At 38.1% G+C, this 23,857-nt stretch carries 26 protein-coding genes and 1 tRNA gene; 6 read left to right on the top strand and 21 right to left on the bottom strand.

Annotated elements, in window-relative coordinates; genetic code table 11:
• Window positions 1–63 precede the first annotated feature (63 nt).
• From WAO84_RS11865 to WAO84_RS11830, 8 genes are all read right to left on the bottom strand, one after another.
• Window positions 64–324 (bottom strand): GrpB family protein, encoded by a 261-nt coding sequence (locus tag WAO84_RS11865; protein ID WP_340066011.1) that lies wholly within the window; start codon window positions 322–324, stop codon window positions 64–66.
• 162 nt (window positions 325–486) lie between these two features.
• The gene (locus tag WAO84_RS11860; protein WP_340066007.1) at window positions 487–1,278 is read right to left on the bottom strand and encodes an alpha/beta fold hydrolase; all 792 of its coding nucleotides are present in this window, start codon (window positions 1,276–1,278) and stop codon (window positions 487–489) included.
• A gap of 572 nt (window positions 1,279–1,850) precedes the next feature.
• On the bottom strand, window positions 1,851–2,255 hold the full coding sequence (locus tag WAO84_RS11855; RefSeq protein WP_340066006.1) for a hypothetical protein: 405 nt from the start codon (window positions 2,253–2,255) through the stop codon (window positions 1,851–1,853).
• A gap of 108 nt (window positions 2,256–2,363) precedes the next feature.
• A complete protein-coding gene (locus WAO84_RS11850; RefSeq protein WP_340066005.1) occupies window positions 2,364–2,840 on the bottom strand; it encodes a nuclear transport factor 2 family protein in 477 nt (158 codons plus the stop codon).
• Between the two features lie 153 nt (window positions 2,841–2,993).
• On the bottom strand, window positions 2,994–3,248 hold the full coding sequence (locus WAO84_RS11845) for a hypothetical protein (protein ID WP_340066004.1): 255 nt from the start codon (window positions 3,246–3,248) through the stop codon (window positions 2,994–2,996).
• A gap of 148 nt (window positions 3,249–3,396) precedes the next feature.
• Entirely contained in the window at window positions 3,397–5,421 is a 2,025-nt protein-coding gene (locus WAO84_RS11840; protein WP_340066003.1) for a tetratricopeptide repeat protein, read from the bottom strand.
• A gap of 169 nt (window positions 5,422–5,590) precedes the next feature.
• Window positions 5,591–6,325: a DNA/RNA non-specific endonuclease gene (locus WAO84_RS11835; RefSeq protein ID WP_340066002.1), complete on the bottom strand. Its 735-nt coding sequence runs from the start codon at window positions 6,323–6,325 to the stop codon at window positions 5,591–5,593.
• A gap of 388 nt (window positions 6,326–6,713) precedes the next feature.
• Window positions 6,714–6,790 (bottom strand) — tRNA-Met (locus tag WAO84_RS11830).
• A gap of 140 nt (window positions 6,791–6,930) precedes the next feature.
• On the opposite strand from WAO84_RS11830, the gene WAO84_RS11825 reads away from it, so the two are divergent.
• Complete coding sequence (locus WAO84_RS11825) at window positions 6,931–7,314, top strand: START-like domain-containing protein (protein WP_340066001.1); 384 nt, start codon at window positions 6,931–6,933, stop codon at window positions 7,312–7,314.
• A gap of 52 nt (window positions 7,315–7,366) precedes the next feature.
• Window positions 7,367–8,212 carry an aminotransferase class IV gene (locus WAO84_RS11820; RefSeq protein ID WP_340066000.1) on the top strand — a complete coding sequence of 282 codons (846 nt, stop codon included), beginning with the start codon at window positions 7,367–7,369 and terminating at the stop codon, window positions 8,210–8,212.
• On the opposite strand, the gene WAO84_RS11815 is transcribed toward WAO84_RS11820, so the two are convergent.
• The 5 genes from WAO84_RS11815 to WAO84_RS11795 form a co-directional block, all read right to left on the bottom strand.
• Window positions 8,209–8,769 (bottom strand): YqgE/AlgH family protein, encoded by a 561-nt coding sequence (locus WAO84_RS11815; RefSeq protein ID WP_340065999.1) that lies wholly within the window; start codon window positions 8,767–8,769, stop codon window positions 8,209–8,211. The genes WAO84_RS11820 and WAO84_RS11815 overlap by 4 nt on opposite strands.
• Window positions 8,770–8,906: 137 nt before the next feature.
• Window positions 8,907–9,179, bottom strand: a complete 273-nt coding sequence (locus WAO84_RS11810) for an HU family DNA-binding protein (RefSeq protein ID WP_340065997.1) — start codon at window positions 9,177–9,179, stop codon at window positions 8,907–8,909.
• A 192-nt stretch (window positions 9,180–9,371) separates the two neighbouring features.
• Window positions 9,372–10,319, bottom strand: coding sequence for a methionyl-tRNA formyltransferase (gene fmt, locus WAO84_RS11805; RefSeq protein WP_340065996.1), 948 nt, complete (start codon window positions 10,317–10,319; stop codon window positions 9,372–9,374).
• The gene (locus WAO84_RS11800) at window positions 10,316–12,217 is read right to left on the bottom strand and encodes a RecQ family ATP-dependent DNA helicase (protein ID WP_340065995.1); all 1,902 of its coding nucleotides are present in this window, start codon (window positions 12,215–12,217) and stop codon (window positions 10,316–10,318) included. Before WAO84_RS11800 ends, fmt begins: the two co-directional genes overlap by 4 nt.
• Complete coding sequence (locus WAO84_RS11795; protein ID WP_340065993.1) at window positions 12,214–12,753, bottom strand: AAA family ATPase; 540 nt, start codon at window positions 12,751–12,753, stop codon at window positions 12,214–12,216. The genes WAO84_RS11800 and WAO84_RS11795 overlap by 4 nt, the downstream gene beginning before the upstream one ends.
• A 91-nt stretch (window positions 12,754–12,844) precedes the next feature.
• Here WAO84_RS11795 and WAO84_RS11790 point away from each other — a divergent pair, with 91 nt between their 5' ends.
• From WAO84_RS11790 to murA, 3 genes are all read left to right on the top strand, one after another.
• On the top strand, window positions 12,845–13,132 hold the full coding sequence (locus WAO84_RS11790; protein ID WP_340065991.1) for a DUF493 family protein: 288 nt from the start codon (window positions 12,845–12,847) through the stop codon (window positions 13,130–13,132).
• A gap of 106 nt (window positions 13,133–13,238) precedes the next feature.
• Entirely contained in the window at window positions 13,239–13,889 is a 651-nt protein-coding gene (locus tag WAO84_RS11785; protein ID WP_340065990.1) for a DUF4290 domain-containing protein, read from the top strand.
• 27 nt (window positions 13,890–13,916) lie between these two features.
• Window positions 13,917–15,230 (top strand): UDP-N-acetylglucosamine 1-carboxyvinyltransferase, encoded by a 1,314-nt coding sequence (murA, locus tag WAO84_RS11780; RefSeq protein WP_340065989.1) that lies wholly within the window; start codon window positions 13,917–13,919, stop codon window positions 15,228–15,230.
• Between the two features lie 147 nt (window positions 15,231–15,377).
• Here murA and WAO84_RS11775 read toward each other — a convergent pair whose 3' ends face one another.
• The 7 genes from WAO84_RS11775 to WAO84_RS11745 form a co-directional block, all read right to left on the bottom strand.
• Complete coding sequence (locus tag WAO84_RS11775; RefSeq protein ID WP_340065988.1) at window positions 15,378–16,814, bottom strand: amidohydrolase; 1,437 nt, start codon at window positions 16,812–16,814, stop codon at window positions 15,378–15,380.
• Window positions 16,815–16,835: 21 nt separating this feature from the next.
• Window positions 16,836–17,252 carry a DUF1801 domain-containing protein gene (locus WAO84_RS11770; RefSeq protein WP_340065987.1) on the bottom strand — a complete coding sequence of 139 codons (417 nt, stop codon included), beginning with the start codon at window positions 17,250–17,252 and terminating at the stop codon, window positions 16,836–16,838.
• A gap of 173 nt (window positions 17,253–17,425) precedes the next feature.
• Entirely contained in the window at window positions 17,426–17,638 is a 213-nt protein-coding gene (locus tag WAO84_RS11765) for a (4Fe-4S)-binding protein (RefSeq protein ID WP_340065986.1), read from the bottom strand.
• A 38-nt stretch (window positions 17,639–17,676) separates the two neighbouring features.
• Window positions 17,677–18,984, bottom strand: a complete 1,308-nt coding sequence (locus WAO84_RS11760) for a cryptochrome/photolyase family protein (RefSeq protein ID WP_340065984.1) — start codon at window positions 18,982–18,984, stop codon at window positions 17,677–17,679.
• Window positions 18,985–18,993: 9 nt separating this feature from the next.
• The gene (locus tag WAO84_RS11755) at window positions 18,994–19,686 is read right to left on the bottom strand and encodes an SDR family NAD(P)-dependent oxidoreductase (protein ID WP_340065983.1); all 693 of its coding nucleotides are present in this window, start codon (window positions 19,684–19,686) and stop codon (window positions 18,994–18,996) included.
• A 24-nt stretch (window positions 19,687–19,710) separates the two neighbouring features.
• Window positions 19,711–20,208 carry an SRPBCC family protein gene (locus WAO84_RS11750; RefSeq protein ID WP_340065982.1) on the bottom strand — a complete coding sequence of 166 codons (498 nt, stop codon included), beginning with the start codon at window positions 20,206–20,208 and terminating at the stop codon, window positions 19,711–19,713.
• A 116-nt stretch (window positions 20,209–20,324) separates the two neighbouring features.
• On the bottom strand, window positions 20,325–20,984 hold the full coding sequence (locus WAO84_RS11745; RefSeq protein WP_340065981.1) for an aquaporin: 660 nt from the start codon (window positions 20,982–20,984) through the stop codon (window positions 20,325–20,327).
• A 171-nt stretch (window positions 20,985–21,155) separates the two neighbouring features.
• On the opposite strand from WAO84_RS11745, the gene WAO84_RS11740 reads away from it, so the two are divergent.
• Window positions 21,156–21,998, top strand: coding sequence for a DUF2911 domain-containing protein (locus WAO84_RS11740; RefSeq protein ID WP_340065979.1), 843 nt, complete (start codon window positions 21,156–21,158; stop codon window positions 21,996–21,998).
• Window positions 21,999–22,112: 114 nt separating this feature from the next.
• Here the strand turns inward: WAO84_RS11740 and WAO84_RS11735 are convergent, their stop codons facing one another.
• On the bottom strand, window positions 22,113–23,825 hold the full coding sequence (locus tag WAO84_RS11735) for a sodium:solute symporter family protein (protein WP_340065977.1): 1,713 nt from the start codon (window positions 23,823–23,825) through the stop codon (window positions 22,113–22,115).
• Window positions 23,826–23,857 lie beyond the last annotated feature (32 nt).

Below are 23,857 nucleotides of genomic sequence, written 5' to 3'. Positions count from 1 at the left end.
TGACAGTTAAAATTTAAAGTTAGAAAATTCTAATTTTAAGCTGTCCTATTTTTAGGGAAGGCTTCAGGTTTCTATGTTCTCACGGCCCGGAACTACAAAATGCGTATATCCCAGTTCTGAAAATTTTGAAAGTAAGTTTTTGTCAAAAAGCAATCTGTCGGGAATTTCGATCATCATATCAATATACGGCTTGGATTTGATACCTGGAATGGATGTACTCCCGAAGTGTTCTATCCGTAAAACAGACTCCGAATCAACTTTTTCAAGTATTCGCTCTTTTTCTTTTTTGTATATATTTTTCCACTCAGGATCATGGTTGACCAGTTCAACCGGGAACCATGTATTCCATTCATCTTTTGTAAGATCGTTTAGTCTTTTTTTTATTTAGAAAGACTTATGATTTTTTTGTTTCCAGAAATATGATAAAGTGAGGATCCCCTGATTCTAAAATAAACATTATACCATGTTTATACGCCCCGGTTATTGTTATTTATTGAGGTTCAAAATAAAATCTTCAAGAACCTTATTAAACAAAACCGGATTGTCTAGATTTACAAAATGTCCCGTGTCTTTTATTTCATGTAATTTAAAATTACCTCTGTTCTCAAATTCATTAATCGTACTTTGTATGGTTCTATTAATATTCTGATCTTTTTCACCTTTAATGATCATACCTGGTACAGATGAATTTTTAATCACATCCAGGTAATCAAACTTGGCAATATTGGGAAGAGTTGAAAGTAGAGTTATTTTATTAACTTTTGAGAACATCTCCCGGATACGATCTTTTGATTCTTTTGTCTGCCCTGCCAATTGAGATAAGTTGCCAATAGCTTTGGGGCTTATTATTTTATAGATGAATTTTAATATACCTAAAGAGAATCTTGGTTTATTTAATTGCCCGGTGGTACCGAAGGTTGTTAATGACTTTAAAATATGGGGATGGGATCTTAGAATTTCATACCCTATATTGCCTCCTAATGAGTTTCCTACAAAATGAACTTTGTCAATTTTTAAATAGGCCAGGAGTTCAATGATATCGGTACTCATAACTGATAGTTTAAACTTGGAAGGTGTATATTTGTGTACCTGTAATGATTTGCCATGGCCTCTTAAATTAATGGCTATTACCTTAAAGTTTTTACTAAAATAGTCTTGCTGTAACCTGAACTGGGAAAGGTTGGCCCCTAATCCGTGAACGAATACAATAGTTTCTGAATTTTTTTCTCCAGTTAACAAAAATTCAATTTCAACATTATTTATTCGTAACGTTTTCATGATATTTTCATTTTCAACACGTGAAACTGATTCCGGATTTGTTTTTTTAGTTTTTGCTATTTTCTCCATTTATGAGTTCGGGGTATTTGTACAAGTATATATGCAAGATACATGTTTTCAATAATCTATACTTGTCACTTAATCTCAAGTTTGCATACTTACATACTCTTCTCATATTTTAGATACTCTGTATGCAGCGTTTTCTTCTTATAGCTTCTGTTTTAAAGAGGGTTTAAACTGTATTCAAAAGTTTTTCGAGTTTTCTTATTTAGGTATGTAGTACCCTTTTTTCGGGAAGCATCAAATATAAGATAGTGAATACGGAAACACGGTTTTTATTCACAAGTATTTAATTGTAAATAGTACTTTATTGGATACCGATCTGGTAGCCCCTAACCCCACATGTGAGATTTTTATTAGAATTCGGATCAAAGAATTATAAATAGAAATTTTTCATTCTTTCCAAATCGATAACCCAGATGGTTATATGTTTAATTTTCATCCTCTCGCTAACAAAAATGATTTTTGTATTAGTGATTTTAGAACCTATTATACATTCATACTTACCAGTGTTAGAAATTCATTGAAAGTCCAATACCATTTCTATTAGCGATAACTCTAAATTCTGGACTGAATGCAGATGTTGAAGTATGCTTTAAAGAAAGGTTGTATTTATCAATGCCTTTATTAACGTTGTTAAAAGCACTTAAAGAGAAGGGAAAACTAATAACAGCGATCCCTCCCCCAATATAGGCCAGGGTCCAATTAGGATCAACGTCGGCTATAGATTGTCCTATCGGAATTCCAATAAGTCCCCCACCAACCATTGCCAGTACTGAAGAAACCGTATTTTGAGTCTTCGCTTTTTTAATTAAAAGATTGGCTTCCCTATTTGCTTCAGTAGCGGTAGCCAATTGGTTCCAGGTAAGTCTTTCTTCATTTTGTATAAACTTATAACCAAAAAAAGTAAGCCTCATTTCAATCTCCTACCCCTTGGATATGTTTAAAAAAAGGAGGCAGCTCAGTACAATAAAAAATTTTTTCATCGATCAGTTAATTTTAAATGGGATACTATTTAGTTTATGCTATTTTATTTTTCCATCGTGAAACCCTGCTCTTTTCCAGGTTCCTTTCTCATAAACCCAAACATGGGTAACTCTGTATTCGTCTTTGTGGGTTATTCCTTCTTTTTCACCATGTACATGTATTTTTCCGGTTACGATGGCTATATGGCTATGGAACGTAATTTCCATTTCATTCATAGTATAGGCAATGACTTTAAGGGTGCCTGATGTGATTTCATTTTCCCGTTTACGCAGGTATTGCACCCATTCTTTTTTTCCAACAGGTGAGGAAGCTCCGTTCGTGTGTATGTAGTTTTCTGTTATCATAGATTCCAGGATAGCTGTATTTCCCTCCTGAAATGCCGTGTTGAACTTCTCAACGGCCGTTAACAGCATTTTTTTAGCCGGATCTGGCACTTTATCGTCCGGTGCATTATCTGCACAGGCAAAAAAACCAAAAATTATAAAAAGCAACCATAGTAATTTGAAGACTCGCATCGGTTTTAATTTTAAGCTAAAAAGTAAGTTTTGGCCATGTTTGTCAGCACTAAATTCCAATCATTCGGGAATACTTACTTTTATAAAAGTATAAAATAAAAACCTTCAACTTTAGTTGAAGGCTTTTATTGAACAGTTCGAGACTGTCTTTGGTTAACTTTCTTCTTCTCCTACATCTTCTCCCTGTGTAGTTACAGAGCCTGTACTGGCATTTCCATAAACAGGAGTTTCGTTTCTCAGGATATCAATGACTCTAGCAAAATTTTCGGCCGTCATATAAGGTGTTTCCTGTCTGTTTCCCTGAAAGGTTGTAAAATAAAATTTACCCAGATCAATTTTAGGATCCCATAAAGCCTGATAACTTTTTAGTTTGGTCCATCCGGTTGTTCCTTGTGCGTAATGTGGCATGGTTTGTAAGTTTTTGATTATTAGTTAGATAAATCTAGTAAAACACAATGTCATTTTATACCGTATTTCCCCCCTTTTTTGTAAGAGATATTTCCCCTTTTAAGATATCGTAAAACTGATATGATACTTTTATTGAGTGATTTATTCATTAACCAAACATAGATCTGAGAAATTTGATTTTCTTTCTAAAAAATATAACTATCACAATTAATATAACTACGAAACCATATTTTTTGAATAAATAAATATCGATTAAACCAAGATATGGATACACTGATTTAGGATTTAAACTAATTGATTTAGTATAATTATTTACGGCTAGTTTATATTTACCCACTTTACTATATGCAACTCCTCTATTATTATAAGCGAGAGAATTATAGATGTTTTGCTTTTTATCCAGACTAATAGATTTATTATAATCTATTATCGCGAGATCATACTCTTTGTTCTTACTTCTTGCGTGACCTCTTTGAAAATATGCTAATGAATAGGTTGAATCAATTTGAATTACTTCATCAAATTGTGAAACTGCTTCTTGGTAGTCTTCTAATTTTGATAAACATTGTCCTTTGAAATAATAATACTTTTTTAATTTGTTGTTTTTTTCGATTGCTTTATCTATTTGTTCTAAAGCTTTTTTATATTTCTTTTGATTTAAGTATACCTGTCCTTTGGTATAATCAATTTCAGAATTTAAAGAATCTATTTTCTTAGCTTTCTTAAGAAAGCTAAATGCATCATCATGTTTTTTTAATGCGATTGAAGCTGTGCTTAATGCAATATACGTTGCAATAGAATTTGAATCGATGGCCAAATCTTTGTAATAGTAATAAATTGCTTTTTTGTATTCTTTTTTATAAAGAGATAAGTTTCCTAAGTTATAGTAAGCATGATGACTTTTTTCGTTCAGGGATATAGCTTTTAAATAATTTTTTTTTGCCTCATCATAATTCCCCATATCTTCATAAGTATGCCCTCTAGCACAATAGATAACATCAGAATCAGGGTTCAATGAAATAGCATTATTAAATTCGTTAAGGGCATTATCAAACTCATTTTGTCTGCGAAATGCGAGACCAAGATTACGATAAAACAATTCATACGTAGGTTCAATTGAAATTGCTTTTCTGTAATCAGCTATAGCTAAGTCTAATTTCCCTATTTGATCATAGGTAATTCCTCTTGCATTATATGCGTAAGCGTATAGTGAATCTATTTCAAGGGCTTTGTTACTATTTATTAAAGATTCATCAAATCTGTCCAGATAGTAGTGAGCATGACTAATTCTTAGATGGGCATACGCATTTAATGAATCAATGTCAAAGATTTTTTTAAAAGTTTCAATAGCCTTATCGTATTCTTCCAGATCAAAATACGCATTGCCTAGAGAAGAATACCTTTTTACTTTCTCATTTGAAGATAAAGTATCAGTATAATTTTGTGCTAACAATAAATTGGATAAAATTTCATTATTACGATCAAATTTGATCTGGGTTATATATTTGATCCATAGTTTAATAGATACTTTGTCAAACTGAAATAAACCAGTTTCAATTTCGAAAGGAGATGTATGAACATATTGAAGATCATGTTTTACCGTTTTTAAATTGATAGCATCAGTCAACGAATTTTTAAATGAATTGTCCAAATTATACCTGAAACATATATCCGCCCCATTACAATTAGCCAATACATTTTTTGCTAAACCATAGATAATCAGATCCGCATGATGTCTTTTTTGAATTTCTTTCGCTTGATTAAGATTTTTGGGTGGAGGTATACTATCCGAGTAAACAGTTCTGATGGGTTGACCGATATTTTCATTTACGTTGATAACATTTATGTGTTCTTCAATTGCGCGTCCAATGCAGTAAGTGTTTTCATCATTTTGATAGTCTTCAAAACGAACAATTAAAATTTTAAAGCTTTTCTCATCATAATTAAATATGGATTTAACTTCCTTTTGTTCCGTAATTGTATTACTAGTATTTTTTTGTTCGTAGTTTGAATTTTCGCTTATAAAGAAAGAATACAAAGTAGCATAAGTTGTTAAAACTCCTAGAATAATTGAAATTGGTTTTAGCCACTGAAATTTATGATGCCTGCAAAGAAGAAACTTGCATTGATTTTTACACCTTTTGAAAGTTTTAGTACGACCAACACATCTCATACATTAAATCTATTGAAATACTAAGATACATTAGAAATAATGAGAAGGAAAAATCTCAATCACTTGATGCAAAAAGTGTGTATATTTTTTCAACAATGAGAAAATGCTAAACAGACAGCCGAAATATATTTTTCTACTTTTCACAGCACATAACTTTGTTGACCGTACTTTAATACTCCCAAATATCTATAGGGTCTTTTTTTTGTTGGTGCATGTCGCCTCCGCTAATGCGATCCCAAAACCTGCCGCCAACTATTTGTTCTGCATCATAAGTAACGACCAAATAGTCTTTTAAGTCCCCATCCGGTTCTTTATTTTCTATCTCAAAAGTCCAAAGTTTTAGCCTTCCTTTGTCGTCTTCTGCCAATACACTTTTAATAAACGCATGTGGAACGGGTACATCTATGCCATATTCATCTTCATCATCACCAATAGTTTCTACTTTTTTGTCAAAATAGAATACGGGACAGGTAAGCACGTAGGTTTCTAAAACGTTCTGTTTATTGTTTAATGTTCGAATGGCTTCTTCCAGTTCGCGCCATATTCTGCGGTTAAAATGTGGTGTTTGAGGAGACATATTTGACAACAAAAAAGTTTCACTGTTTTGAATTTCCAGGATATCATTGTTTGCACTGGCCACTAAATGCCCTCTGTCATAGCCACTTGCTCTGTAAGCTTTTAACCCGGCTCTGAACCTTCTGGGAATTCGTACATCTGCCCGAAAATTATTCATCCGGTCAGCCTCTGTCAAAAGATAGTCGTTTCTGTTTATGATCTCCAGGGTCCACTTGGCCTGTCTGAAATACCAGGAATAGCCAATAGTAAAGTATCTGCCAATTAAAATTTCATCGCATACGGGTGCTCCATATCGAAGTTCAGGTTGAATATGAAAGGGATTGTTCATTTGAATGAAGGTTTAAAGGTTATTTTTTTTTTAGCGCTACGTACAGATCAATGATATGTGATACAGAAATACTGATATTTCGGTTCATAGCAAATCTGTCAAAACCTGCATAACAAAGCAGAGTTAAAAAAAGGGGATATGTAATGGTGTGCCGGGAGAGCTTACTAAAGGTCTGTATTTTTTTTAAATATCTGAGGATCAAAAGATAGAAAAGGGAAAAACCCCCAAAGGGGAGTACGTATAAAACCGTAATACACTCTGTTTAAGAATTTATTTTTTTAGATTAAATAAACCAGATAAAAATATACCATTAATGGAGTTGCCAAAGTGTAAAATTTATGCTTTTACATTAAAAAAGGTTTTCCTGACTGGAAAACCTTTTTAATTCTGGTAGCGAGGACGGGATTTGAACCCGTGGCCTCCGGGTTATGAATCCGACGCTCTAACCAACTGAGCTACCTCGCCGCATACATCTTTCTGAAAGAAGGGTGCAAATATAGAAACAAATTTGTGTTTGTCAAATCATTGCCTAGAAATATTTTTGATATTTAGTTTTAACTATTTGGTAGAAATAATTATATTGTCGGGCCTTAAACACAAACAGCATGCAGGATAAAATTAAGTACGAAATTGAGTTCCCCCTACACTCATCGCCACAACTGCTTTACCAATACATTTCAACGCCTTCCGGACTTTCGGAGTGGTTTGCAGATAATGTAAATTCACGTGGTGAGATGTTCACTTTTATTTGGGATGGCAGTGAGGAGCAAGCGAAACTACTACGGAAAAAAAGTGGTGAAATGGTAAAATTTAAATGGATGGAAGCTGATGACCATTCGTTTTTTGAAATGCGTATTGTGGTAGATGAGATTACAAAAGATGTATCTCTGGTAGTAACCGATTTTGCTGAAGAAGATGAAATAGAAGAAGCTAAAATGCTTTGGGATAACCAGATTTCAGACCTTAAACATGTTATAGGCTCGGTATAGTTTCTTCCTGAAAAGAAGTATATTTGCCCCTGATTTTAAATCAGGGTTTTTTATGGTTAATTTTAATGGAGATCTGATACCGGAAGGTACTGCTTTTTTAGGTGAGACAAATCGCGGTTTGTGCTATGGAGATGCCGTATTTGAAACAATACGTGTGGTAAACTCCCGTATCTTTTTCTGGGAGGACCATTACCTTCGCCTTATGGCTGCCATGAGAATATTACGAATGGATATTCCCATGAATTTTACTATGGAGTATTTGGAAGCATCCATTTTGCAAACCCTAAAGGCTAATGCGCAGGAAAATTTGCCCGTACGGGTGCGACTTACGGTTTTTCGAAATGAGGGTGGCTTTTATACGCCTGAGGTAAATACGGTATCATATATAATCAGTACATCAGTACTGGAGGCTCCTTTTTATATGCTGCCTGATACCCCTTATGAGGTAGAACTGTTTAAAGATCACTGGATACCGGCAGGTTTACTTTCCACGCTCAAATCTGCCAATAAAGTAACCCATGTGGTAGCAGGGATCTATGCCCATGAAAACGGATATGAGAATTGTCTTTTACTAAATGAACGTAAAAATGTGGTAGAGGCCATTAATGGTAATATATTTCTGGTATCGGGTAATGTTGTTAAAACCCCTCCGTTAACTGATGGTTGCCTGAACGGTATCATGCGAAAGCAATTGCTTAAGGTGATATCAAAAACAGAAGGCCTTACTCTGGAAGAAGCTTCGATCTCTCCTTTTGAACTACAAAAAGCAGATGAACTTTTTATTACCAATGTCATTCATGGGATACACCCTATTACTAAATACAGAAAAAAAATATATGAAAAAGACGTGAGCAGGAGTTTGTTAGGCAGAGTAAATGCTCTGGCGCGCCTTACTTAATTAAGATTGGGATTTTCGGGGGCATTAGACCATAGCATATAATCACCTCCCAATTCAATCATTTTCTCTTTCCAGAAATGATTTGCCCGTTTTTTAACAATGTTACTTTTATAAATGTTTTCAAGAACTACCCAGGAGCTTGACTGAAGTTCTTTATCCAGTTGTAGCTGCTCCCAACCGGAATACCCCAGAAAAAAACGGATGTCCGTACTTTTAATGGTACCATTATTGACTTGGTCTATGATCTTTTCAAAATCGCCTCCCCAATATACACCATTAGATATCTCGATACTGTTAGTAATGAGTTCCGGTACCCTGTGTATAAAGTACAGATTATCCTGTTCAACAGGGCCGCCATTATACACTTTCATAGGTTTACTTATTTCCGGCACCAATTCATTGAGCTGAAAAGAAAGGGGTTTGTTAAGTATAAATCCTATGGAGCCTTCGTGATTGTGCTCTGCCAGCAAAACTACTGATCTGTTAAACGAAACATCACCTATAATAGATGGTTCCGCGATCAGTAAATGCCCTTTTTGAGGTTTTATGGCAACCATACTATAAATGTTAAATTTAGTTAAATCTAACTAAAATATTGAAAAAAACAAATTTTAGTACTTTTTAATCGATCTAATACAACAAAAAAGCATCCAAACGGATGCTTTTTTGTTGTATTATTTTGTAGAACTGTTATTTAGTTAACAGCTTTACTTAAGTCTGCTCCTGCTTTAAACTTCACTACGTTTTTAGCGCTAATTTGGATAGTTTTTCCGGTTTGTGGATTTCTTCCTTCTCTGGCAGCTCTTTTAGAAACTGAGAACGTACCAAATCCTACTAAGGATACGCGGCCTCCTTTTTTTAAGGATCCTTCAACACTACCAAGAAAAGATTCCAGTGCTTTTTTTGCTGCTGCTTTGGTGATGCCTGCATCTGCGGCCATAGCATCTATCAATTCTGATTTGTTCATAATGTAAATTTTAAAATTAATTGTTGGTTAAACATAAGATTACTGTAATCGTTAGACAAATTTATACGGATTTGAGTACCACACAAGTAAAATCGGGCGAAAACCCTTATTTTGTTAATAACTTGACTTCATTGTTAATAAAGTAATGACATAATACGGATTTTTTTCCTGTAAGCCTCTATGCATAAGGGTTTAGAGCATTTTTGCATTTGGGTCAAAATCATACCCGTTCAACAAATCTTTTATCAGCATTTTTCGACGCCCCGGTAATTGTATTTCCAGAAGCTCTATAAAACCATCGAGAGTAGCAACTTTTACACCAGACTCTGCCACCCGTATAGTACCGGGAAGTAAATTGTGAGATTCATAAATTGGCAATCCCCTGAATATTTTTACTGCAACTTTTTCATCTTTATTTGCCATATAACTCCATGCAGTGGGGAAGGGACTTAACCCTCTTATGTGATTGTATATGTCTTTGGTACCATTATTCCACTTTATTTTACAGGTTTCTTTGTGGATCTTGGGAGCAGATTTTTGGTTACTTACATTGGGTTGAGGTGTCGTGGTCACCGCATTTTTTTGTATGCTTTCTACAGTTTTTACCACTAGCCCGGCCCCTTTTTCCATTAATTGATCGTGCAACTCTCCAGCCGTCATATCACCGGGTATCGGTACCTCTTCTTTAGCAATAATGGCACCGGTGTCTATCATATGGTCTATAAAGAAAGTAGTAACGCCTGTAAGCGTTTCTCCGTTTATAATGGCCCAGTTTATAGGGGCTGCACCCCGATAATCGGGAAGGAGGGATGCATGGAGGTTAAATGTACCGAATTCTGGCATTTTCCAGACTACTTCAGGCAGCATACGAAATGCCACCACTATCTGTAGATTGGCGTCAAGTTGTTTTAGTTGTTCCAGAAACCCTGGATCTTTTAGGTTCTGAGGTTGCAATACAGGCAGCCCCCGGGAAACAGCAAAGGTTTTAACAGCCGATTCTGTAAGCTTTCTGCCTCTGCCAGCCGGCTTATCGGGTGCAGTAATCACACCTACTACGTTATAATCAGCATGCAAAAGGGCCTTGAGTGTGCCTACGGCAAAATCGGGTGTGCCCATAAAAACGATTCGGAGCGTTCTCATATTTTAACAGTATATTGATTTTTTTGGTTTATCTGTATCCGGTCCTGTTCAGCAAGGTATCGAAGTGCTTCCAGTACTGTTTTCTCAGTAAAGGTAAACAACCTGACAAGTTCTGTTGATGTTTTGGGATCTTTTTCGAGAGCTTTCAGGATGTCCTGCCGCAGAAGTACCATTTTCTCTTGTGAAACATTTTCATCAGGTTTTTGGCAAAATGAGCAAATACCACAGGGCGTTGTATTTTTTTCTCCAAAATAGGAGAGGAGCCATTCACTTTTACATCTGGTCACATTTGTAGCGTATGCAATTATCTGTTTTACCTGCTCCTCTTTATGTTTATTTTGTTCTTTTATGTGCCGGGCAATAACATTAATAGTCTTTTCATCTTCCCGTGGCTGGAGAAATGTAATTTCAGCATCTGTATGTGAGGCTGTATAATTGATAAGGCCGTCTTGCGCCAGATGTTTTAAAACATGGAATACCTGGGCTTCCGAAACTTTTGTTTTGCTGGCGATAAGGTGAGTATTTATGGAGGTTTCCAGATCAAAGATCCCTCCATAAGTGCGTAACAGGGCTTTTGTGACGACCTCAAAAGACGGGTTTCGCTTAAGATATGCCAGAACAGAGCTTCCGGGCACAGCAAAATGTACTGTAGTTTTCCTGTGAAAGGTTTCTGAAAGTCTTAATACACCGTATCGGTCTAAAAGTTTCATGGCATTGTATGCCAAAGGTACCGGAAAGCGGTAGGTCTCACAAAAACGATAAAACTCCAGTTGGTAAGTATCAAACTCACCCTCCCCATACGATACCTGAAAATACGCGCATAATTTTCTATATAGCGTTTTCACAAAGTTTACATCTGGCAAGACACTTAAAAACTGTTTTTTAACAAGCGTAATATCGTGGCGGGAAGTAATGAGAAAGGCAGCAGCCTTTTTAAGGTCTCTTCCTGCACGGCCGGCTTCCTGATAGTAATTTTCGAGATTTTCAGGCAGTGCAAGATGAATAACAGTTCTTACATCGGGTTTGTCTATCCCCATACCAAAAGCGTTGGTAGCTATCATGACTCTTACCTCTCCATCCATCCATTGTTGAAGGCGTTTGGTTTTTTCCTCGCTGGAGATCCCACCGTGATAAAAAGTCGTAGTGATGTGTCTCTTTTTCAAATATTCGGCTACCTCAACGGTAGCTTTTCGGCTTCTTACATAGATAATGGAGGTTCCCTGATATTCTTTTAGCAGATGTTCAGTTTTTGCTAATTTGTTTTCGGTGTGGATCACCCGGTAAGCTAGGTTAGGTCTCGCAAACGATTTTTTAAATGTATGCACAGGGGTAAGCTTCAGGTCTGTAATAATGTCGTTGACCACTCTGGGAGTGGCTGATGCGGTAAGTGCAATTACAGGTACGTGAGGGAAGATATCTCTTAACCTGACGATATCTTTATACGCCGGACGAAAATCGTTACCCCATTGCGATATGCAATGTGCCTCATCTACAGCGATACTGTTTACAGCCATCTGTTTTATTCGGGCAAGTACCAGCTCATGTTTAAGGCGTTCGGGTGAAATATACAGAAACCGGTAATTTCCATATACGCAGTTATCCAGTAAAGTATCCAGCTCAGAATATGACAGGTTCCCTGCCAGAGAGATTGCTTTTATTCCTTTAGCCCTTAGTTGTTGTACCTGGTCGTTCATAAGAGCAATTAGAGGCGAAACCACAATACATATACCGGGAGAGGCCAGAGCGGGAATCTGGAAACAGAGCGACTTGCCACCTCCGGTAGGAAGAAGAACCAGAGTGTCCTGACCTTTAAGTACAGACTGTATAGCCTGTTCCTGCGGAGGGCGAAAGTTATCATACCCCCAGTATTTTTTTAGTATGTCATTGGGTTGGTTCACGTCTCCAGCATGGAAATTATAAAATCAGTTCGTTTATCTACAGCACCCGTAGGAACTTCAATTAAATCATACTTGTGCTTTATATAGGTTTTTTTCAGGCATTTATAAATCTTTTCAGACTGTTCAAAGCTCTCATAACGCTCATTATCTGATTTGTAAATAGCTTTCCAGGGTGGAAGCAGAAATACTTTGTCATAACGATGTGTCTCACAGGCTTCCTGAAAAAGGGAAGGATATTCGTCACCAATATAATCCATATATGCCAGAATATCGGGAATACCTCTGTCCAGAAAAACATATGGGTTTGCATGCTCCAAAGCTTCCTGAAATTGCTTTTTTCGCCCTTCCAGGAGTCGCTCGCTAAACAACAGGGGCCGGGAAAGAAAAAGTTGTTCTATTCCCTGCTCACGGGCCTTAAGGGTAACTTGTCTGGAAATTTCAGGAAAACAGTTGTATCCCCGTACCTGTAAGGTATTGATAATAGAGGTTTTTCCGGTTCCGGGACCTCCTGTAATAACAATTTTCTGAACACTCACACCATTGGTTTTTTCAGCGACAAATTAATGAAATACAATGGTAACTTAAAAATATGAATTGTCTATCTTTGTGCTTTTAAAATTGAGCACTATGGATGCATCCCAACAGGATGAATTTTATTCCCGGTTAAAAGGCGAACTGGCCAACAGTACTCTTTGGCCGTCTGACTACCTTTACAAATTTATTGTTCCTACTGATACTTCTAAAGTACAGCAAATTCATACTATTTTTGATAATACGGGAGCTGTTATTCACACCAAAAAGTCGTCTAAAGGAAATTATACAAGTGTCTCTGTTACAGTAAATCTTAAAAACCCTGATGAAGTTATAGAAAAGTATAAAGAGGTTTCCCAGATAGAGGGAATTATCTCTTTGTAGAATTTTTTGGTAATTTACCTGATTAGTATATGTTTTTTTACTATTTTGCAAACCTAATAACTTCGCTTTGAAAGCATTTACCGCTGTTTAGCAAATTTTCAATATTTTGACAGATAATTTAGAATACAATACTGAAAGGCCACGGCTCATTATTCCTGAGTATGGAAGGCACATACAAAAAATGGTTGATTTTGCGATTTCTATAGAAAACCGTGAAGAACGTAACAAAGTAGCTCAGGCCATCATTGGCGTGATGGGAAATCTTAATCCGCACCTTCGGGACGTTCCGGATTTTCAACATAAACTCTGGGACCAGTTATTTATTATGTCTAATTTTCAATTGGATGTAGATTCTCCTTTTCCCAAACCTTCCAAAGAAATGCTGGAAGAACGCCCTGAAAAGCTTGATTACCCGCAAAACTATCCCAAATATCGTTTTTATGGTAACAACATAAAGAAAATGATAGACGTTGCCAATAGCTGGGAAGAAGGTGATCTCAAACAGGCATTGAAATATACCATAGCCAATCACATGAAAAAAAGCTACCTTAACTGGAACAAGGATACGGTAGAAGATGAAGTGATCTTTAAACATTTGTACGAACTTAGTGACGGCAGGATCAATCTTGCTAAATGGGATGAAGACCTCACTAACAGTAGTGAGCTCATGAGAGGCAGAACGCGTACCGGAAATGGTAGAAATACGAACAACGGGAAAAAGAATTATCGCGGAAACAGAGGTAAAAAGCGTTACTAAACATATCCTTCCTACACACATATTTTTATGGGAACTTTTATAATTGAAGGTGGCCAACCGCTTCATGGAGAGATCACCCCGCAGGGCGCAAAAAATGAAGCCCTACAGGTACTGTGTGCCGTTTTATTAACACCTGAAAAGGTAGTTATTAATAATATACCCGATATTATTGATGTAAATAAGCTTATAGGCTTATTAGAGAACCTGGGGGTAAAAATTCAAAAGAACGGCCCGGGAAGTTATACTTTTCAGGCAGATGATATTCGGTTGGATTATCTCCAGTCTGAACAGTTTAAAAAAGACGGAAGAGGTTTGCGTGGTTCTATAATGATCGTAGGGCCATTGCTGGCAAGATACGGACAGGGGTATATCCCTAAACCGGGAGGGGACAAAATTGGACGACGCCGACTGGACACGCATTTTGAAGGTTTTGTAAAGTTAGGAGCATCCTTTCGATATAATAGGGAAGAGCATTTTTACGGTGTATATACAGCTAACGGCCGCTTGAAAGGGGCACATATGTTGCTGGATGAAGCATCGGTTACAGGAACTGCCAACATTGTTATGGCTGCTGTACTGGCAGAGGGCACGACCACTATATACAATGCCGCCTGCGAACCATATTTGCAACAGCTTTGTAAAATGCTTACTAGTATGGGAGCACGAATAAAAGGTATAGGTTCTAATTTACTTGAGATAGAAGGGGTATCACAATTAAAGGGTTGTGAGCATACCATTCTTCCCGATATGATTGAAATAGGAAGCTGGATTGGTTTGGCAGCTATGACCCGAAGTGAACTCACCATTAAACAGGTGAGCTGGGAGAACCTGGGGCAAATACCAGATGTTTTTCGAAAACTGGGCATCACAGTGGAAAAAGTGGGAGACGATATTCATATCCCTGCCCATACTGACGGATATGAGATCCAAAGTTATATTGACGGTTCTATTCTTACCATTTCAGATGCTCCCTGGCCAGGCTTTACTCCCGATTTATTAAGTATTATTCTCGTGACTGCTACACAGGCACGGGGAAGTGTGCTTATTCATCAAAAAATGTTTGAGAGCCGTCTCTTTTTTGTGGATAAGCTTATTGATATGGGAGCCAAGATCATACTGTGTGATCCGCATCGTGCCACGGTAATTGGCCATGATTTTAAATCCTCTTTAAAGGCTACCACCATGACCTCTCCCGATATTAGGGCGGGTGTAGCTCTTCTTATAGCCGCACTTTCTGCCAAAGGGCAATCAACCATTCACAATATAGAGCAAATTGACAGGGGTTATGAAAACATAGATACCCGGCTTGCTGCTATTGGCGCCAGGATCGTACGGTCTTGAAAGCGGTAATATTTTCAGGTTTGATACATGGAAAATTATCCTATTTTGAAAATAGTAGCTTATAGAAGGCTCGCAAAAAATAAAAGAATTGTATTGAATATAACTTAATAAAAAAGCACCCAAAAGGTGCTTTTACAATTTTTATTTCTAATTCTGGCCTATAGGGGGTGGGCCGGGAGGAAGAATGGCTTCATATTGATAATCTCCTTTCCTTTCTTTAAACTCTTTTTGAATAGCTGTTACCAGTTTAGGGTTTTCAAACAGATCGGTCATGGTCATTGCTATAGCTTTACCGGCATAGAGCATACCTTTATGGCCTATGGACATGCCTCCGCATGCTACAACGGCCCAGGAATGCCACGGTGTATCTTTGGGGGCGGTGGTTACACCCAGCCGTATTTCAGGTACTAGCCAGCTTACGTCGCCAACGTCGGTAGATCCTCCTCCCGGGTGTTCTTTGGTGACTTCTAAGGGTCGTATTTCACTATCCATACCAATTTGTGGTTTACCGGTAGCCTCTTGTATTTTTTTCCCAAAGGCAATTTCTTCTTCTGTGTAGGTAATAGGGCCTAGTAACTCCAGGTTGGACTGCATGGTTTTGCCACCGGTTCTGTTTACCAGTACTTCATGAATACCGGATACAAGTTTGATCTCATAACTAACATTTGCCATAATAGCTGCACCCTCTGCCATTTTTTTTACCCGTTCATAAACTTCGATCATTCCGTCGCGTTTAGTATCCCGTACCCGTACCCATATTTTGGAGTAATCGGGAACTACGTTAACCACCTGTCCGCCATCCTGAATGTGGTAATGTATGCGCACGGTGGGCTTAATATGTTCTCTTAGGTAGTTTATTCCTGTGGTATATAGTTCAAGTGCATCCGAAGCACTGCGCCCGTTCCAGGGATCGGCAGATGCGTGTGCCGCCTGGCCCCGAAACTCGACTATGAAATCTACCAGGGCCAGTGAGCTTTGTACATCGGCTTTGGTTGCAGCGGAAGGGTGCCAGTCAAGACAAACATCCAGATCATTGAACAGTCCTTCTCTTGCCATCCATAATTTTCCAAAAAATTTCTCTTCTGCAGGAGTGCCAAAGAATTTTACGGTGCCCTTCAGTTTTCCTTTTTCCATTAATTCTTTTACGGCTATTGCCGAAGCCAGACTACCTACACCAAAGAGGTTATGTCCGCAACCGTGTCCCGCAGCTCCTTCCTTTAGCGGTTCTTTATCGGGTTGTGCTTTTTGGGAAATACCGGGGAGGGCATCAAACTCACCCAACACCCCGATCACAGGGTTTCCGCTTCCATAAGAAGCCACAAAAGCCGTAGGCATGCCTGCCACACCTCTCTCTACTTTAAAACCCTGTGCTTCGGCATAACTGGCCAGTAAATCAGATGAAACGGTTTCATTAAAGGCTGTTTCGGCAGCGGCCCATATCTTATCGCTTAATGTAATGAGTTCTTCTTTGTGATTTTCAACGGAGGCAATTACTGCTTTTTTATTCGCTGTTAGTTTTTGGGCATGTGAGAAATGTAGCGAGCAAACGGTAAGGGTCACTGCAAGTAGTGCTGTTTTTTTCATAAACTGGTAGTATATTGATAGTTAGTTATATAAAGTTTTAGTGTGTTCTGTGCTTAATGTAATGAGATCATGCAGTACTTTTACATCAATATCGCCCAATGTTTTGATATAGAGACAGGATTTACCGGTTTTGTATTTACCCAGTTTTTGCATTAATTCTTCATATCTTTTAAATCCCGGCATCACATATACAGAAAGGTTCTGTTTTCTGGGAGAGAACCCGGTTAAAAACCAATCGCCTTCGCGACCGCTTTTGTATTTGTAATGTACTTTCCCAAAACCAATAAGGCTCGGGCCCCAAAGAACGGGTTCTTCACCGGTAATGGTTCGCATCATTTCTAACAGCTTCATACTATCTTCACGTTTTTTGCCTTCGGTTACGCTGTTTATAAAATGGGTCACTGAGGCGTTGGTGGGTTGTGTTTTATTGGCTGCCATAGTTTATATAGTATGATATGTTAAATATACAAAAAGTACGAATTTTAAACGAAATTTCAAATAGTATGATCCGGTAGTACATACCGGTTTAGAGATTCTTTATGGCGCAACATCGTTCATACGCTAAAACCTGGTAGTTTGTTTACACAGGCAGGTATGTAAATGTAAAGGCGTTAAGAAGTACGATAATAACTTAAAGCGCCCGAAGGACAGGTATTTATAGTTTTTACTATTGCTTCTGAGTTTTCGGCCTGTGCATTTATCCAGGGCTTTTCTCCGGGTTTAAAGACTTTTGGAGAGCCTTTTACGCAATTTCCGGAGTGTTCGCAAAGAGAAGGTTTCCATACAATGGTAATGTTTCCGTTGGTGTATTCTTTTGTATCCATGATGTTTTTATTTTTTAAGATACAACTTTTATAATAAACTACTCCAAAGCTTCTTTGTAACGGGTAAGACATCTTTGTCTGGCAAAGCTGTGATCAACAATAGGTTGTGGATAGGTTAATTCCTGAAAATCGGGTACCCATTTTTTGATGTAGGTCTGTTGCTTGTCAAATTTCTGGATCTGCGTGGTAGGATTAAATATCCTGAAATAAGGAGCGGCATCTACTCCGCATCCGGCTACCCACTGCCAATTACCTACATTGCTGGCCATCTCATAATCCAGTAATTTTTCGGCGAAGTACGCCTCTCCCCAACGCCAGTCAATTAATAAATGCTTACATAAAAAGCTTCCTACCAGCATACGTACACGGTTGTGCATATAGCCTGTTTTATTTAACTGCCGCATACCGGCATCTACCAGAGGGTATCCGGTAGTGCCATTACACCACCTTGTAAATTCTTCTTCATTATTTCGCCATTTTATACGGTCATACTTGGGTTTAAAGCTTCTTTGTGCAGTTTGCGGAAAGTGCCATAATATCTGCATAAAGAACTCCCTCCATATTAATTCGTTCCAAAAGGTTTCATTGTCACTGGCTATGGCTTTTTTTACCATTTCCCGAACACTTACGGTGCCAAATCGCAGATGGGGCCCCAGACGCGAGGTAGCATCTTTCGCCGGAAAATTCCGGGTAGCCTCATACTGATCTATTAGATCGTCAGAAGTGTTATAGGCGGGAACATGAATGGAAGATCTTTTAAAATCCATGTCCTCCAGTGTGATATTGGGTAAAGAGGTGTCTTTTATAAAATGTGAACTGTTGTTTAATACCTCATGTGTTTTTAGGATGCTGTTATGAAAGTTTTCTTTCCATTTACGCATATAGGGTGTATATACCACATATGGGGATTGATCGCTTTTAACCACATCACTTTTCTCGAAAATGACCTGATCTTGATAAGTGTGAAAAGCGATGTTACGGGTTTCCAACCACTCTTTAATACATTGATCTCGCTCTCTGGCATAAGGCTCATAATCATGATTGGTATAAACTGAAGATATAGCATACTGTTGGGAGAGTTTCTGGAAAACCTCTTCAGGTTTACCATGAAAGAATGCTATAGAACTACTACAGGTATTTTGAAGAGTAGATCTGAGTTTTTGCAGGGTATCAAAAATAAAAGTAACACGTGCATCTTCCTGTGGTAATTTGTCCAGAATGTCGCGGTCAAAAATAAAAATAGGGAGTACGCATGGTTCATTAGCCAATGCCATGCTTAATCCTACATTATCATGAAGCCGCAGATCTCTTCGAAACCAAAAAACCGAAACTTTTTGTAGGGCCATTACTATGTATTAATTAAGATTTAAAGAAGAAATACCTCCGTCCACATGAATAATCTGCCCTGTGATCCAGGCAGCAGTTTCTTCTAAGAGGAAAACAGCGGCATTAGCAATATCTTCAGGGCTACCGTAACGCTTAAGCGGATGGCGGGCACTCATTTTTTCCTTTTTAACGTCATTGTTCAAGAGCTTTTCGGCCAAAGGTGTATCTGTAAGAGAAGGGGCTATGACATTTACCCGTATTTTAGGGGCGTATTCTGCTGCCAATGATCTGGCAAACCCTTCAATAGCTCCTTTTGCGGCAGCCACGCTGGTGTGAAAAGGCATACCCGTTTGTACGGCAACGGTACTGAATAGCACAATGCTGCTACCTTGAGCCATTCTGGGAAGAACTTCTTTCAGAACTGTAACCATATTAATAAAGTTAATCTGAATATCTTCCTTAAAAGATTCTACAGATAACATTTTAAAAGGACGGAGATTAATGGATCCGGGGCAAAACACAAAACCGTGTATTTCCTGCGGAATTACCTCCGGTAAAGATGTATGCTTGTTTACATCATAAGGTACGTGTACTATATTGGATTTGGGTGGGTGATCATAAGACCGGGAAGCAATGTAAATTTTGTGATCCTGAGAAAGCAGATCTGCTATAGCATGCCCAATACCATAAGAGCCTCCCACAAGGAGTATATTTTTTTTCATAATAAACAGATGTATTTATTAAATTCAAATGGATTCCATTCGGATAACTTTGGACTCATTTCCAAATTCACCGAATAGCTCTATTAGCTTTTTTTCACGATATTCGAAGATCTGTCGGAGTTTCTTTTTTACCATGATCGTATGCATAAACTGCCCCAGGATACCCATAGGGAGCTTATAATCAATAATATCTTCCATTTCAACACCACCCTCTATAGAGCGTAAAAAATGTTTATGATGCCATAATGAATAAGGCCCAAACCTTTGTTCATCCACAAAGTAAGACCGATCCTTTACATGAGTGATCTCTGTAACCCATTTGGTTTTTATACCTGCTACCGGACTCACTATATACTGAATAATTTGTCCCGGATACATGTCACGATCAGCCCCTGATAATATTTCAAAACCCATATGATCCGGAGTTATGGCCTTAAGGTTTCGGGGGTCAGACAGAAAGGACCATGCTTCATCTAAAGTAATAGGGAGCTTTTGTACGGTATGTAACTGATAGAGTTTCATAAGATTTCTTTTTACAGAGTAAAAATACAATTAATTTTGTTTAATCTTATGAATAAAAAGTTAAACAGTTTAAAAATTAGGTATATAGCACTTTTAAAAACTGTTTATCGAAATAATTAACAGCATTGTTCGTCTTTAACAAGCCTGCAACTAACTACTGCTGCGAGTGCCCCTGAAACGGGTGCCAGAAAGTATAGCCAAAGAATAGATATATTTCCCGATACCAGTGCCGGACCCAGCGAGCGCGCCGGATTCATCGAGGCTTTGGTAATGGGGCCTGCAAACATAGCTTCCAACAATACTACGCCGCCAACGGCAATTCCTGCTATAATGCCTATTTCTTTACTGCCTGTTGATACGTTGATAATAACTACCATTAGAAAAAAGGTGAGCAAGAACTCAATTATAAAAGCTCTTAAATTATCGGTTGACGGAACAGTTGCTCCGTAACTTTCAGCTTCGGGAAAAAGAAAAAGTAAAAGCAGAGATGCGGCAATGGCCCCCAGACATTGTGCAGTTATATAGGGAAGAATATGTGATTTCCTGAACTTTCGTGCGTATGAAAATGCAATAGTAACGGCAGGATTAAAATGAGCGCCTGATATCTCGCCAAAAGCATAGATCATAGCCATTACGATAAGCCCCCATGTAATAGCAATACCGGGATGTGTAACTGTACCTCCGGTTACCTCATCGATAGTCATGGCACCGGTACCACAAAACACCAAAGCAAAAGTGCCTATAAATTCTGCAGTCAGGTTTTTATGAAGTTTCATGATCGCAAAAATAGAATAAAACCCCATCCAGAGGTTAGGTTTATGTTAATTAAATAAGATAAAGGGATGAAACCTTAAAGTAGCAATTTTGTTTTTTAAGGTTTTGTTAACATTTCTTCGTGTATGAATCTGTTAATTTCGCCAGGATAAACCCTTAAAAACAAAAGAAACATGAGAAAATTATTCGCCTTAACCATGGCCTTTGTAACTGCAGGAGTGCTGCAGGCGCAGGTAAAGACACCTGCTCCCAGTCCGGCTGCAAAAGTTGAACAAACCGTAGGTCTTACAGAAATAAGTGTGACTTATTCAAGACCTTCAATGAAGGGAAGACAAGTTTTCGGGAACCTGGTTCCTTTTGGAGAATTATGGAGAACGGGAGCTAATGCCAATTCGGTAATAACCTTTAGTGATGATGTGAAGGTAGCAGGCCAGCCATTAAAAGCAGGTTCTTATGCTATTTTTGCCAAGCCTTCTCAAGAGTCGTGGGACGTTATATTTTACACTGAAACCAACAACTGGGGTGTTCCCAGAGAATGGGATGAAAGCAAGGTTGCTGCAAATGTGAAAGTTGAGGTGATGCCTATTCCTTTTGATGTAGAAACTTTTTCTATAGATTTCAATAACCTGACCAACAATGGAGCACATCTTGAAATTTACTGGGAAAAAACGTATGTAGCGGTTCCTATAGAGGTTCCTACTACTGCTAAGGCTATGAAAAGTATTGAAGCAGTAATGTCCGGGCCTTCTCCCGGAGATTATTACTCGGCAGCCGTTTATTATTTACAGGAAGGAAAAGATCTTAACAAAGCTAAAGAGTGGATTGATAAAGCGGTTGAAAAGAACCCTAAAGCTTTCTGGATGTTCCGACAAAAATCACTTATCCATGCCGGCCTTGGAGATAAAAAAGGTGCAATTGCGGCAGCTAAAACATCGTTACAATTGGCTAAAGATGCAGGAAATGCTGATTATATTAAATTAAATGAAGATTCTTTAAAAGAATGGGGCGCTATGTAACCAGTGATCCTATTATCAGTATAAAACCCGCGATGTAATCGCGGGTTTTTGTTTTTAGTACCCTTGCCAATATAGTATAAAAGGCCGGTTCACCTTGAAATCAAGTAAATAAAACTAAACTATCGTTTTTTTGGCCCTGTTAAACGATTGGAGGAACATGGCTATGATAATTACCAGGGCACAACCAATAAAGTTTAACCATAAATAGCCTATTTTTTCTTCTGTATAAATAAATTGATAATAAATAAAAAAGATAATACACTGTGTAATGACCGCTGCCCAGAATACAGCATTCCCTTTTACAAAGCGAAAGAAAAAGGCGAGTAAAAAGATACCCAGTACATTTCCGTAAAAAACAGAACCAATAATATTGACCAGTTGAATAAGGTTGTCTATGAGAGAGCCAAAATTGGCAAATAAAATAGCGATAATACCCCATAAAAATGTAAACCCTTTAGAGGCATTGAGGTAGTGTTTATCACTTTTTTCGGTTTTCTGGTTACGCTTGTACAGATCTATAGCCGTAATGGTGCCCAATGCATTAAGTTCTGAAGCAGTCGAAGACATTGCAGCAGAAAGGATCACGGCAAGGAGTAATCCTATTAAACCTTTGGGCAGATTATTAAGTATAAAGTGAATAAATACATAATCTTTATCATTGGTCTCAATATCTTCATCAGCTTTTTTAATGAGGCTCTTTGCCTTTTCCCGGTTTTCCCGCTCTTGGGTATTGATCTCCATGATAGCCATTTTTGCCGAAACAATAGGGGCATATTCATGCATATCTAATGCTTTGGAGAAACGTTCCTGAGCAATTTTTTTATGAGTTTCCAGTTTTAAATGTTCTTCCTGAAGTTTTATATACTCACCGGCATAGGCAGAGTTAAGTACCGCCTCATTAGCAGCCGGATTAAAATTAAGCGGGGAATGGTTGTACTGATAAAAAACAAACACCATAACCCCGGTCAACAAAATAAAGAATTGCATAGGCACTTTAAAAATACCATTAAAGATGAGCCCAAGCTGGCTCTCCCTTACAGACTTCCCTCCCAGATATCTTTGTACCTGACTTTGATCGGTTCCGAAATAAGACAAGGCTAAAAAGAAACCTCCGGTGATCCCGCTCCAGAAAGTATATCGGCTTTTGGCATCAAAAGAAAAATCAAGAATATTAAGCTTTTCGTTCGCCCCGGCCATTTTAAGCGCTTTCCCAAAATCAATATCAGAAGGGAGATAACTCAGAATGAGAAAAAAAGCGATACCCATACCGGTCATAATCACAAACATTTGCTGTTTTTGGGTTACACTCACTGCTTTGGTACCTCCCGATACGGTATATACAATAACCAGGACACCAATAATAAGGTTAAGTGTTTTAAGGTCCCATCCCAATACAGCCGACAGGATAATGGCGGGTGCGAAAATGGTAATTCCGGCGGCGAGCCCCCTTTGTATCAGGAACAAAATAGCAGCCAAGGTTCTTGTTTTAAGATCAAATCTTTTTTCCAGGAACTCATAGGCCGTATATACTTTAAGGCGATGGTAAATGGGGATAAAGACCAGGCATATAACCACCATGGCCAATGGCAACCCAAAATAGAACTGTACAAAGCCCATACCATCGTGAAATGCCTGCCCCGGTGTAGAAAGAAAAGTAATAGCACTTGCCTGAGTGGCCATTACTGACAGGCCTATGGTCCACCATTTTGCCTGGTTGTTTCCCAGGATATAATCTTTTACATCTTTACTACCTTTTGTTTTCCATGCCCCGTACCCTACTATAAACAGCAGTGTTCCCACAAGGATGATCCAGTCCAGTATTTCCATTGGTTAGCGGTTTCCGGTCATAATATAGTAAA

The sequence above is a fragment of the Ascidiimonas aurantiaca genome (assembly GCF_037646345.1).
In the GTDB taxonomy this organism is placed as follows: Bacteria; Bacteroidota; Bacteroidia; order Flavobacteriales; family Flavobacteriaceae; genus Ascidiimonas; species Ascidiimonas aurantiaca.
This window is presented reverse-complemented; position numbering and strand designations above follow the sequence as displayed.